Origin of the sequence: Tolypothrix sp. PCC 7712 (genome assembly GCF_025860405.1) — a bacterium.
Lineage (GTDB): Bacteria > Cyanobacteriota > Cyanobacteriia > Cyanobacteriales > Nostocaceae > Aulosira > Aulosira diplosiphon.
Genome location: NZ_CP063785.1, coordinates 133,163 through 145,925 on the forward strand (window position 1 = coordinate 133,163; position 12,763 = coordinate 145,925).

The 12,763-nt window shown below is 38.5% G+C and carries 9 protein-coding genes; 2 read left to right on the forward strand and 7 right to left on the reverse strand.

Features of this window, described 5'->3' with window-relative positions:
- Positions 1-39: 39 nt before the first annotated feature.
- The 4 genes from HGR01_RS00540 to HGR01_RS00555 all read right to left on the reverse strand — a co-directional run bounded on the left by HGR01_RS00540 (position 40) and on the right by HGR01_RS00555 (position 4,657).
- Positions 40-2,457 (reverse strand): sucrose synthase, encoded by a 2,418-nt coding sequence (locus tag HGR01_RS00540; protein ID WP_045867813.1) that lies wholly within the window; start codon positions 2,455-2,457, stop codon positions 40-42.
- A gap of 31 nt (positions 2,458-2,488) precedes the next feature.
- Positions 2,489-2,851, reverse strand: coding sequence for an STAS domain-containing protein (locus tag HGR01_RS00545; RefSeq protein WP_045867814.1), 363 nt, complete (start codon positions 2,849-2,851; stop codon positions 2,489-2,491).
- Positions 2,852-2,939: 88 nt separating this feature from the next.
- Positions 2,940-4,379, reverse strand: a complete 1,440-nt coding sequence (locus tag HGR01_RS00550) for a glycosyltransferase (protein ID WP_045867815.1) — start codon at positions 4,377-4,379, stop codon at positions 2,940-2,942.
- Positions 4,380-4,435: 56 nt separating this feature from the next.
- Positions 4,436-4,657 (reverse strand): hypothetical protein, encoded by a 222-nt coding sequence (locus HGR01_RS00555; protein ID WP_045867816.1) that lies wholly within the window; start codon positions 4,655-4,657, stop codon positions 4,436-4,438.
- 128 nt (positions 4,658-4,785) lie between these two features.
- On the opposite strand from HGR01_RS00555, the gene HGR01_RS00560 reads away from it, so the two are divergent.
- Positions 4,786-4,911: a hypothetical protein gene (locus tag HGR01_RS00560; protein WP_255325136.1), complete on the forward strand. Its 126-nt coding sequence runs from the start codon at positions 4,786-4,788 to the stop codon at positions 4,909-4,911.
- Between the two features lie 597 nt (positions 4,912-5,508).
- On the opposite strand, the gene HGR01_RS00565 is transcribed toward HGR01_RS00560, so the two are convergent.
- From HGR01_RS00565 to HGR01_RS00575, 3 genes are all read right to left on the reverse strand, one after another.
- Positions 5,509-6,186 carry a response regulator transcription factor gene (locus HGR01_RS00565; protein ID WP_045867817.1) on the reverse strand — a complete coding sequence of 226 codons (678 nt, stop codon included), beginning with the start codon at positions 6,184-6,186 and terminating at the stop codon, positions 5,509-5,511.
- A gap of 165 nt (positions 6,187-6,351) precedes the next feature.
- Positions 6,352-8,277, reverse strand: a complete 1,926-nt coding sequence (locus HGR01_RS00570; protein WP_045867818.1) for a transglycosylase domain-containing protein — start codon at positions 8,275-8,277, stop codon at positions 6,352-6,354.
- A gap of 209 nt (positions 8,278-8,486) precedes the next feature.
- Positions 8,487-10,304, reverse strand: a complete 1,818-nt coding sequence (locus HGR01_RS00575; protein ID WP_052335039.1) for a peptidoglycan D,D-transpeptidase FtsI family protein — start codon at positions 10,302-10,304, stop codon at positions 8,487-8,489.
- A gap of 933 nt (positions 10,305-11,237) precedes the next feature.
- Here HGR01_RS00575 and HGR01_RS00580 point away from each other — a divergent pair.
- Positions 11,238-12,608, forward strand: a complete 1,371-nt coding sequence (locus HGR01_RS00580) for an ATP-binding protein (RefSeq protein ID WP_045867820.1) — start codon at positions 11,238-11,240, stop codon at positions 12,606-12,608.
- The last annotated feature ends 155 nt before the right edge of the window (positions 12,609-12,763 follow it).

Below are 12,763 nucleotides of genomic sequence, written 5' to 3' on the forward strand. Positions count from 1 at the left end.
AATTTAAAATCTTTTCACCCCTGTATTCATCAATTAATCTTAGCGTTGCATATGCTGCGCTAATAGTTGTTGTGCTCTTGGCTTGAATACTAAATAAAATAGTATTTCTAAGTAGCGGAGCATATCTTCACGATTTTCTTGGGAAGTATAATTCCAAAAACCATAAATTCTGGCAAGGGAAAGTAAGCGTGTAGTGTGAATTTTCCAAGTGTAATTTGTCAAAACCCTCTTAATTGATTGTTGAGAAACTTTCAACCAATATTCTGTATTTTTGTCGCATTTATGAACAAACTCCAGAATTACTTGTGCCATTTCTTCTAGACGAGTAGGGTTGATATAAAATCCATTTACCCCGTTTTGAATAATTTCTAATGGGCCACCAAACTGAGTAGCAAAAGTAGGTAAACCGCTAATCATTGCTTCTAAAACTGTAAGACCAAAAGCTTCAAATAAAGCAGGTTGGACAAAAACTCCTTGATGATCAGCAATCAAGCGATAAATTTCTCCCGAATCATTTTTAGATAAGCGAACACCTAACCAGCGAATTTTTCCGTGGAGATTGTATTGGTCAATGATTCTGTAGAGTTTTTCAATTTCCGTAGCTTCTTCGTAATCGCTGCTGTCTTCAACTCGTAATTTACCCGCTACCAAAATCAAGTTACAGTGTTGTTGTAATTCCTCACTTTTGCCAAAACACTCTGCTAAACCTGTGAGGTTTTTAATTCTATCTAAACGCGCCATTGAAAATATAGGTCGCTTGTTGGGGTCATCTAATTTGCCATATACCAGATTGGAATCTTCGAGATTAAATAGCAAATTCTCCAAGCGATCGCGTTCTGAGTGAAATCGTCTATCTGTATCTGTATAAGGAAAGAAATAACTTTCGTTCACCCCAGGCGGCACTAAATTAAACTTAGGACTGAATAACTCTATGCCATCTACAACATGATATAATTCAGGCATAGTAAAACTCTTATAAGATTCGTACTGCCCTACACTATCTGGCGTACCGACAATTTCTTGATAGGTACTGCTAATAATAAAATTAGCCGCATTCATGGCAATTAAGTCAGCAGTAAACTGGAGTGAAAAATGATACTTATCTTCTAAGTCTTGCCAGTAGAGATTACTAAATAGATATTTAGATTTTTCTAAAGCATGGGCAATATTACACTGGGTAACTTTTAAACGACGCGCCAGTAAAAAAGCAACTAAATTCCCATCAGAATAGTTACCAACAATTAAATCTGGTTTCCCGTGAAATTCAGCTAAGACTTCTTTTTCGGCATCAATTGCATAAGTTTCTAAGTAGGGCCAAATTTCAAACCGAGAAATCCAATTTTGTGTCACATTAGGATTAAATTCCCGGAAAGGAACTCGCAAAATCCAGACATTTGTAGTGCCATAAACTTTCTCTAAACGCTGATTGCAGCGAGTACCATCACAATTGGAAATCAATCGAGAAAGAATGATAACTTTTGGCTGGACATGAATCAAATCCAATCCTGCCAAAGTTATATCTTCTTGGAGTTGTTGTTCTAAACTTCTAGCTTGGTCTAAAACATAAACTACTTGTCCACCTGTGTCAGGTCTTCCCAAAACTCCTTCCTGTCCAAACCAGCCGTGAACTGATACCAAAACGATGCGAAACATCATTGGTATGCGAGACAACAAGTTTTCTAAAGCCTGGTGGTCAGGTGAATCAATTAATCCATCTAAAAGTTCTAAGCTTTCTTGAATGCGACCTGCGGTGTTACCCCATCCCGGCTCAAATCCCATCTCTTGCAGTTCAAAACACAATTGGCTGTAGGGAGTCGTAGCAGGATATTGGTTAACAAAACCCAGTGCTAATTTGACCTGTTGTGATAGTTGCTGCTGATTTTGAATCCGGGGGTTAATTAGCAGTTGTGTACCGTTATAGTTATGCAGACTTAGGAATTGAAACAGCCTTTCTTGCAACTGTTGCGACTCCTGAAGTTTGCTGGATAAGTAGCGGTTGAGAAACTGTACACCTTTACCAATGTTTTTGGGATCGCGAATTGTCGGTGAATAATCATACAATGGATGAAAATCCAGTTCTAAGAGATTACCTTGGTGAGGGTGAAAGCGATTGACAAAGCGATCGCGCAAGTCTAACAATTCTTCTACGGTCATTGGTTCAACTTGCAGGTCTTCCGTAATGTGAAATACCTGTTGATTTGCAATCTTTGGTCTCACTACTAAGCAATAATTGCCATTGTCAAGGATAATTTCTTGGGTGAAGTAGATGAGTTTTCCCAATTGAGAAGTACTACAAAAAAATTCTGACTTTTCCTGGCTTTTACAGTAATCACTAAAAGCGGTCAGAATATCATTTCTTAGGAGATATTGTTGATTTTGCTGGCGTAATTGATGTAAAAATTGACGAAAATCAATGCTTTCTTCACTTTGCAAAATATCATTAATTAGTTCCAGCATAACAAATCCTTATGAATATCAAAGTTGTCAGTTATAAATAAGCTGGCAAGAATTTTTTTAAAGCTTCTTCTTCAGTGTCAAAAATTTCCAACATTGTATCCATCATGGTGACTTCAAAAATTAATTTGGCTGTAGGCAGCAGACTACAAATGCAGAATCTACCTTTAAATTGTTGAACAATCCGCTTTCCAGCCACTAAAGAAGATAAACCAGCACTATCAATGAAAGTTACTTGAGCGAGATTGACTATTACATAGCAACTGATTTGAGAAATACACTCTTGTAATTTCATCTTTAGCTGCCAAGATGTGCTAATATCTAGCCGAACCTTAGGTTGCAATATAATTACTGTATTTCCATCTTTGGTTATATGTTTCCTATCCTCAATTTCCATCTCTATATCTGCCTCTTCTCGGCATAACGTTAAATTTTACATTCACAATACCCAACTTAAATTGAATTAAAAAATTGCCAATTTGGGCTTAATTATTGACCCACTGCACAGTACCATTAGAAAAGGAGTCAACTAATTTTTCTAGAGCTTTGATGTCACTAGGTTTTAAGGCTTTTGACTTTAACAAAGTTTGAATTTGCCTTTCTACATTCGGAGTTAAATTATGAGTTTTAATGATTTCTTGAACGCAGGTAGAAAGGGTTAATAATTGATAGAGTTCGTAGATGTGGTTGGCAACTGCTTGCGTACTAAAACGAGACTGAACCCAATGATGTGCAGCATTGCTATAAAACTGTGTCAGACTAGGGTTGTCTAATAAATTACTAATAGCTCTGGTTAAATCATGATGATTGCCAGGAGGAACTAACAGCCCAGTTTTACCATGCACAACTGTATGCTGTAATCCTCCGACGTTACTAGCAATTACAGGTGTTCCTGCTGCCATGGCTTCAATTGCCACTAAACCAAAAGGTTCATAATAACTGGGAACAACACAAACATTGGCAGCGGCATAATAAGCAGGTAACTGTGCTTGTAAAATCCGTCCTGTAAATACTGTAACTGCTTCTAAACCAAGCTTCTTGACTAAGGCTTGAATACGTTGTTGTTCTTGAAAGTCTGCACCATCTTCACGACTACCACCGACCAAATAAAGTTGAAAGGAATAAGGTAAAGCAGCGCAAGCCCTAACTAAAGTTTCAATTCCCTTGCGACGGTCAAAGCGTCCTACATACAAAATTACTCGAGCATCTGGACTAATTCCCAATTCTTGACGAGCAATATTTTGGCTGACAGAACTAAAATGTTCAGTATTAATGCCGCAAGGAATGACTTTAATCCTTCCTTTTTGGGAAATGAATTGACGCAGGTCGTCAACTTCTTGGGGACTGGTAGAAATTACACAATCTGTTTGCTCTAAAATTGCTTTTTCTACACAATGGCGAATCTGAGCAATTGGCGGCGGATTTTGCTCATCACGGTATTTAACTGCGCCAATGGAATGATAGGTATGAACTTGGGGTAATCCCAGTTGAGATTTGAGTTGTAATCCTACCCAACCAGAAAGCCAATAATTCGTATGAATTAGTGCATAGTTCCGCCCTGTTCGCTGTTGAAAATCCAGCCAAGATGTCACAAATTCTGGTAAATACTCAAATAACTCGGTTCTAGGAATAAAGTTTGCTGGCCCTGCACTTAGACGAATGGTGCGACACCCTGGCGCTAGCTCCACAATTTCTTCTTGGTTGAGATGTTCGCGTCGGGTAAAAATATCCACCTGACATCCTTTTTTTGCTAATGCTAATCCCAATTCCCGCACGTAGATATTTTGGCCACCGGCTCCTTCTTTTCCAATTTCAGCCGTGGGATCTCCATGAACTGAAATTAATGCATAAGTGGGTTGAGAATGTGTTTCTGGCTGAGAATTTTCCACAGACCCGACTAAATTCAAAGGAACAAGATTATTCATGGTCAAATTTCTACCTACAAAAGATTTTTAATTAACTACTGGTGTTAGGAGTTAAATTACTGAGCATTAAAAAAAGTTTGCAGCAACTTTCTAGATAATACAAAAGGATGAAATTTATCGATTTTTTTGCTGTTTTTAGAGGGTTCTGGTAGAGAATCAACGAGTAATCGCATTGCCTCATGAACTGATATATGATTAGTTTCTGCATAAATTCTGAGCTTTAAGTATTGCTCACTAGTGAGCAGGATGTTGGCAATATTTACTGAGAATTGAGACATAGTAATTTACTCAAACCGGAAACAATATTGCAAAATCTGGGTCTTTTGAGATGTTACTTCTTAGAAGTTCAAATATCGGGTATTAATCGGGTAAAAATCGGTGATTCATCAAATTTAATAGCTCTAGTATGACTATTTCATACCATTTGGGAACTTTAAATTTGAGATTTTGGCTGGTTAAATATTTAGTGACAGTCAACCGTCAACCGTCAACCATCAACAGTCAACCATCAACAGTCAACCATCAACGATAGGTTTAAAAATAAAGCCCACTTACCCTTCAGTAACGTCAAGGATAGGTGGGCTTTATTTATCTAGATGCACCCTGAAACTTTTCAGGTATCAAACTGGGATGCTCCCATTATGCTTGTGAGCATAACTTTTGAGGTTCCTTGTGGTTTAGGAAAAGGATAAAAGAAAAGGGTGAACTCAAACCTTTCCTTTTTTCCCATTAACCAAACTGCACTGGGATGCTCCCATTCCTGAATAATCTAGTACAATACGGCTGAAATAAGCCACCCATTGAAAACAAGCGAAAAGCTTACAAAATCATCATTCTTTCTTTTGACTTTTGACTCCTTTGGAGTTCGCCAGTTGCTTTATGCCGACGGCACTTCCTTCAAGTCGGCAAAGCCGCCCAACGGAGTGCCTTGGGAACCCGTCCACCGCACTGGCTCACTTTTTACTTTTGCCGTGTTGTACTAGCCTGATTGATGAATAATTAAATCTCCAAACGAAATAATTAAGATGTTTGGAGAAAATGTGGTGTTCCAGAGGAGTTATTCTTTGTAGAACTTTAACAATTAATAGTGAAGTTAACGGGTAAATATCGGTGAGAAATCGGGTATTTGCTAAAGCTGCTTTAAGCGATAGCCTAATCCATGAACTGTTTCAATAAAATCATCAGGAGCACCTATTTCTCGGAGTTTATTTCTGAGACTCTTAATGTGAGATTTCACAGTTTCTTCGCTGGGTGGATCGTTCAGTGACCAGATGCGTTCAATGATTCCAGTGCGGCTGAGTACCCGCCGACCGCTAGAAACCAAGAGTTCTAAAAGGGCAAATTCTTTGGGTGTCAGATGTAGAGGATGTTCAGCATAGGTGACTTCATAAGTGCTGGAATTTAAATGCAAATCGCCCCAACTCAAGCCACCGAAAGAAGTAGCGCTTTGATTGCGGCGTAACAATGCACGAATGCGCGCCATGAGTTCTGGCATTTCAAAAGGCTTTACCATATAGTCATCTGCTCCGGCATCTAAGCCAGTAACTTTATCAGCCAGGGTATCGCGTGCTGTTAACATCAGGACTGGTAGACTGCGGTTACGCGATCGCAAGCGTTGACAAAAACTGACACCGTCTAATTTAGGTAAAGTTATGTCTAGTACCACTAAGTCATATTCCAACCCCTTGATAAAATCCCATGCTTCTTCACCGTCTTGGGCTATATCTACTACATATTGACGGTCAGTCAGGGCTTCCACTAGCATTTCTGCTAGCTGCACATCATCTTCAACTACCAAAATCCGCATTTCTTAAATATTTATTATCGTACATTCACAGGTTTAAGACCCATTCGTTTACAGGTAGCATATTATTAGTGGGGGTTTAAATCCACGACTGAAAATGTCTTTAATTTTGAATTTTGAATTTTGAATTTTGAATTGTTAATGATACCTCATCTCACCTTAATATTTTCAATTGGATTTAGGCCGAGGAAACTTAGAAGGTGGCTGGAATCTTTCTACTGGTACATTCTTAAGTGCCTTCTGCATAAAATCACGCCAGACAGGGGCCACTGTCCCACCACCCGTTGCACTATGAGCTAATTGTCGGTTGTCGTCCCTCCCTACCCAAATAGCAGTCGTTAACTGTGGTACAGTGCCAATAAACCAAATATCCTTTTCTGAAGAAGTTGTACCAGTTTTGCCGGCGACTGGACGACCGATAGCAGCACCTCTACCAGTTCCTTCATTTACTACCGATTGCATCACATCTAAAGTGGCAGCTGATGCCCAAGGGTCAAGAACTAGTTGCGGTTTTGGAGTATTATCGAGCAACACATTGCCACTACTATCAGTCACACGAGCAATAATCGTCGCTGGTGATTGCCAGCCATAATTAGCAAAAGTTGCATAAGCACTAGCCATTTCCAGTGGTGTGACACCAATTGCCCCTAGTGGTAAAGAACTTACCGGCACCATTGGACTCATAATGCCTAAGGTACGGCAAGTTTCAATGACTTTATCCATCCCTACAGCTTTACCAAGCTTGATTGCGGGAATATTACGGGACAGGGACAGAGCAGTACGAATCGATATTGCTCCCATAAAGCTATTATCATAGTTGCGTGGATAATACCAACCGCTACCATCGCGATAACTAACTGGGGTATCTAGTATCGTGGAATTGGGTGTAAATTTACCACTGGCAAAAGCCGTATAGTAAACAAACGGCTTAAAAGAAGATCCAGGCTGACGCTGTGCTTGTGTGGCGCGGTTGAATTCGCTAGTTTTGGCATCAATACCACCCACTAGTGCTTTGACAAAATGTGTGCGCGGATCGATAGCGACTAAAGCCATTTGATTTTTATATATCCCTTCACTCTCAAGGGTTCGATGCCATTTCTTAATAGTGTCTTCTGCCATCAGTTGAAAGTCTGTATCTACTGTGGTTTGTACCCGCATTCCGGCTTTGAGTAATGCTTCACGCCCAAATTTTTTAATTAGTTCTTGAGCCACAGTATTGGTAACGTAAGGCAAAGCACTACCTTGAAAAGATTTGATTTTACCAAGTTTGATTTTTTGGTTGAGGGCATCATTATATTCTTGCTGACTAATCCAATTTAATTCCAACATTCGCCCCAGTACTTCTTTCTGTTTTTGTTGAGCCAATTTCATATTCACAAACGGGCTATATTCTTCTGGGGCGGGAATTAAACCTGCCATCATTGCAGATTCAGCTAGAGTCAAATTTGCAGCTGATTTATTAAAGTAAGTACGTGCGGCTGTTTGCACACCATAATTATTGTGCCCCCAATAAACTTGGTTGAGGTACATCTCTAAAATTTGGTCTTTAGTAATAACTTGCTCTAACCTAATTGCTAATACTGCTTCGGCAATTTTTCGGGTAATAGCACGCTTTTGAGATAAAAACAGATTTTTCACTAACTGCATGGTGATTGTCGAACCACCTTCTCGCACACCCCCAGCTAACCAGTTTGCGATCGCAGCACGTCCAATCCCCACAGGATTAATACCGTGATGCCCAAAGAAATTACTATCTTCGCTAGCTAATACGGCTCGTTTTAAATTGGGAGAAATTGCATCTAAAGACACTACTTGTCGATTAGCTTCACCATGTATCCTGGCTAAAAGCTTGCCTTTTATATCATAGATATAAGTTGTTTCTGATGGGAAAAAGTTGCGTAATTGTCTCACATCTGGCAAATCTCGAAAACTAATAGCTAAACCAACTAAACCGCCAGATATTACAGAAGTTGATAACATAATGATGGATAGCAGTGTCCCACCAGTTACTTGACCAACTCCTTGCCAAAATTCAAACCTAGGTAAAGTCTGAATTTTTGATTGTTGCGTATCAATAATTTTAGATGAAGACACGGCAATTATACCTTTTAATTTGTAAAATTAATTGAAATAAAATCGGAGAAAATGCCAAATTGACTTATAAATAGTTGAATTGGTAAATTAATTTCTGATAAATCTCATTTACCTACTGCTATGGTAGTAACGCTTAAGAAGAATTTAGCACCCTAAGTCTTAAGATAAATAAGAGCGATCGCTCTTGCAATATTCCTCATGTCATATATCTAATGGAATAGGTGGCTAGGCGGAATCTGCTTAATTGGAATTAATGCTTTGATTACAGATTGTACAATTGGTGCAGCAACAGTACCACCATAAGCATTTGCGCCTTTTGGTTCGTCTACCAATGCTAAAACTACATAATGGGGTGATTGTGCTGGTAATATCCCCAAGAAACTGGTGATATAAGCGCCTCTTTGATAACCACCAGTAGAACTAAATTTTTGTGCCGTACCAGTTTTACCAGCTATGCGATAACCAGCAATCTTTGATGCTTTTCCAGTTCCTTGGTCAACTACAGTTTCCATCATTTTAATTACCTGTTGAGTTGTCATACTGGAGAAAATTGGGCGTGCTGTGGGGAGAGTTGGTGAATAATGCATCTGTCCTTGACTATCAATCAGTCCTTGAACTACGTGAGGTGTAACTAATTTCCCTCCGTTAGCTAAAGCACCGTGCAATTGCACTAACTGTAGTGCTGTCAGAGAAAAGCCTTGTCCAAAAGAAGCTGTCGCCTTCTCAATGGGTGAAGCCATAAATTTTTCTTGGCTTTTTAATTGACTACTAACTACAAATGGCAAATCTGTCTTGATAGATTGTCCTATTCCTAAGCGCTGCAGCCATTGGTAATAGATGGAAGTTGGCAATCGCTGCATAATTTTCACCATACCAACATTGCTGGAGTGTTGTAGAATTTGAGCAATGTTAATCATGCGATCGCTGTTTTGCTCCGCATTTTTGATGGTGCGATCGGCCACCCTAATAAAACCAGGATCGTCAAATACATCATCTGGTTTAATGACACCAGTCTCCAATGCGATCGCCACATTTAAAGGCTTGAAAGTCGATCCTGGTTCATATAGATCTGCTATTGTCCAATTTTTAAATAGGGAAATATCAGCTTTGGAATATTCATTGGGGTTATAGCTAGGTACAGAGACTAAAGCTAGCAACGAACCATCCCATGCATCCATCACAATTACAGCACCACGTTTTGCCCTAAACTTTTCTATTTGCTGTTTGAGTGCAGCCCGCGCTATTCTTTGGATACGGCTATCAATAGTTAGTTGTAGTCGCAAGTCATCAACACTGAGAAATCCTGTTGGCGTACCATCTGGGAGTAATGCGCCGTTTCCTTCTCGCCTGAGTTTGAGAGTTTGTGCAGAACGCGCTAGTAAATTTTCTTGGCTGTACTCTACACCAGCTTGACCCTGACGTTCTGTATTGATGTAACCCACCACATCTGCAGTTAAATCTGCTTCTGGATAAAATCGCAAGTATTTCTGAGTTAGTTCCAAGCCATTCAGATGTAATGCAAATATCTGAGTAGCAATTTCTTCTGGGACAGCAGAGTCCAGCAAAATCCCAGTTTTTTGACGTTGAAATATTTTGACTAATTCATCAGCATTTTTATTAAGTATGATAGCTAGGCGTTGTGCTATTTCCTCTGGCGATTTTTGAAACAATTGAGGATGGGCATATAAAGTATACACAATCCGGTCAAAAGCTAAGAGATCATTATTGCGATCTACAACCATTCGCCGAGGTGTAAAAGGTCGCAACGTTACCATTTGCTGTTCTCTAGCTTTTTTGGTCAGTTTTTCTCCCTGCACAATTTGCAATTGATACAAATTAATAGCCAAACCTAACCCAGATAACATTAATATGCACCAAGTTACAAACAGCCTGTCTCTAGTGTTTGGTATTTGCTTGTTGGTATTTATAGATAGCCTATTGCTGATATATCGTCTGAAATTATGCCGCTTTTTGAATCCAGTATTATCAGAAATCTGGGATTTTGTTCTACCATGAAACTTACCCATAGCTAATTTAGAATTTCATAAAAGCTTTGCAGAAACTTTCTAGAAGACAAAATTGAATATCTATTATTTAAAATTTGGCAACTTTGAGAAGGCTTAGGTAGAGAATCAATTAGCAATATAATTGATTCCTGAAGGGAGATATGCTGACTATCTGCATAGAATTTGAGCTTATGATACTGTTCCTTGGTTAGTACAAGGTTAGCAATATTAACTGGAAAATGAGACATAAAAGTGTAGCAAAAAACAAAATAGTCTGGTGAGTTTTTCTTTATGTTTAACTTTACAGCTTATATATTAAAAAAATGGGTAGAAATCGGTTAGAAATCGGGTAATTATCGAATAGATATTAAATCCACAAGTTTTGTCAGAAATCGCTACAATCTGTAATATTGTATAACTCTAAGCTAATACAGCTTTAAATTGCATAACTACTATTGGTAATGGTTGACTGTTAACTGTTGACTGTCAACGGTCAATGTGCAAAACCAGTAAGTTGACAAATTAAATCCGACTACTAAGTAAGTGGGCAGGAAAATTTATAACTATGTCATTGCGTTCGTCGAAGACGTTCCCGAAGGGTACGTAGCAAAGCGAAGTGTTCGCGTTCGCGTAGCGTCTCCGCAGGAGAAGCGTTCCCGTTCGACGTTCGCGCAGCGTCTCGTAGAGAAGTCGTTCCCGCAGGCTAGGGTAGCAATCGCAAGAGTTTTGAGTAATTTACATTCTTTTACATCGTTAAGTTTATTCGTGTCTACCTACTTACAATCAGCTTTTTATTGAGGATATAGAAAAATTAAAATTCTCCAAACTAAATAATTAAAATAGTTTGAAGAATGTATAGTGTAAAAGAGGTTAATTCAATTATTAGCCTAACAATAAATTGTAGAAATAAGGGGCATATATCGGGTACAAATAGGGGAATTTAAAGGTAGCACTATGAAATGGTCACTGGAAAGAAAATGGATTGCTTCTGGTTTTGGTTTATCTTTGATACTCATGGGTATAGTTAGTTTAATTTCTTACCAAAATGCCACTCAGTTAATTGCAAGTAGCAATAAAGTAAAGCATACACATGAAGTAATGAAAAGCCTGATCGATATCTTTGCTACCTTGACAGATGCGGAAGCAGGACGTAGAGGGTATATTCTGTTTGGAGAGCGATCGGAACTCAAACGTTATGAACAGGCAATGCAAAGTCTAAATGCCAAAGTCAAAAATTTGCAACAACAACTTGCTGATGATACTTCTCAACAGCAACAACTCATGAAGCTGAAAGTTTTAATTGCTCAAAGAGTTGAACTTTCTCAACAGTCGCTCAAACTTCAGGAATTAGGCAAATCAACCGTTGCACTGCAAGCTACAAAAATTAACCAAACTCGTGGTGAAATTCGCCAAATTCTGGCTCAGTTGCAAGCAAGAGAAGAACAGTTATTAGAAATTTCGGTGAAACATTCCCAGCAAAATATTCACAACCGGATGTTAATTGAATTCCTAGGTACAGTGCTGAGTTTTGCTATTTTGTTGGCTGTTTACGCTTTGCTTTATCAACAATTGGTGAAGCGTCAGCAAGCAGAAGCTTTGCAACGGACATTAGCTCAAGAAAAAGAACTCAGTGAATTAAAACTGCGCTTTTTTTCGATGGTTTCCCATGAATTTCGCACCCCTTTGAGTATTATTTTAGGTTCAGCTCAATTATTAGCTCAAAGCAATCAGCAGTGGACAGAAGAAAAGAAAGTTAAAAATTTACATCGGATTCAATCTTCAGCTCGGTCAATGAACCAATTGTTAACCGATATTTTGACTCTGACTAGAGCAGAAGCTGGGAAGCTAGAATTTAATCCAGAACTTTTAGATTTAGAAGCATTTTGTCTTAACTTAATTGAAGATATTCAATTTTGTAATCAACCGCAACATCCAATTAAATTTATTACAAAAAATAACTGTACCCATGCTCAATTAGATGAAAATTTGCTATACTCAATTCTCAGTAATTTGCTTGCCAATGCCATTAAATACTCGCCAGCAGATGCAGATATATTGTTGATTCTCAGTTGTGAAGCAGACACAATTATTTTGCAAGTTAAAGATTCAGGCATAGGTATACCATCAGAATTTCAGCAGCATTTATTTGAGCCTTTTCATCGTGCAGAGAATGTAGGTAAAATTGTTGGGACTGGACTAGGATTAGCTGTAGTTAAAAAGTGTGTGGAATTGCATCAAGGCGAAATTTACGTAGAAAGTGAGGTAGATATTGGCACTACTTTCACAGTAAAAATTTCCCAATCTCACAGCCAAATCAAGAAGTAACATAGAATGAATTTTCAGATGATATGAATCAGAATTACCAATATTTATTTGATGGTAAAATTCCCTAGATTTATCTGTAGAATCAATCTAAAATCCGCTTTTATGTGTAAAGTAATATATTTGTGACTTAAAGGAAATGTTTGCCGCAATGGCAA

What these genes read in the sequence shown, in the direction of transcription:
- HGR01_RS00540 (WP_045867813.1), bottom strand. Translation starts at nt 2,457, where the DNA reads ATGCTGGAACTAATTAATGATATTTTGCAAAGTGAAGAAAGCATTGAT.
- HGR01_RS00545 (WP_045867814.1), bottom strand. Translation starts at nt 2,851, where the DNA reads ATGGAAATTGAGGATAGGAAACATATAACCAAAGATGGAAATACAGTA.
- HGR01_RS00550 (WP_045867815.1), bottom strand. Translation starts at nt 4,379, where the DNA reads ATGAATAATCTTGTTCCTTTGAATTTAGTCGGGTCTGTGGAAAATTCT.
- HGR01_RS00555 (WP_045867816.1), bottom strand. Translation starts at nt 4,657, where the DNA reads ATGTCTCAATTCTCAGTAAATATTGCCAACATCCTGCTCACTAGTGAG.
- HGR01_RS00560 (WP_255325136.1), top strand. Translation starts at nt 4,786, where the DNA reads ATGACTATTTCATACCATTTGGGAACTTTAAATTTGAGATTTTGGCTG.
- HGR01_RS00565 (WP_045867817.1), bottom strand. Translation starts at nt 6,186, where the DNA reads ATGCGGATTTTGGTAGTTGAAGATGATGTGCAGCTAGCAGAAATGCTA.
- HGR01_RS00575 (WP_052335039.1), bottom strand. Translation starts at nt 10,304, where the DNA reads ATGGGTAAGTTTCATGGTAGAACAAAATCCCAGATTTCTGATAATACT.
- HGR01_RS00580 (WP_045867820.1), top strand. Translation starts at nt 11,238, where the DNA reads ATGAAATGGTCACTGGAAAGAAAATGGATTGCTTCTGGTTTTGGTTTA.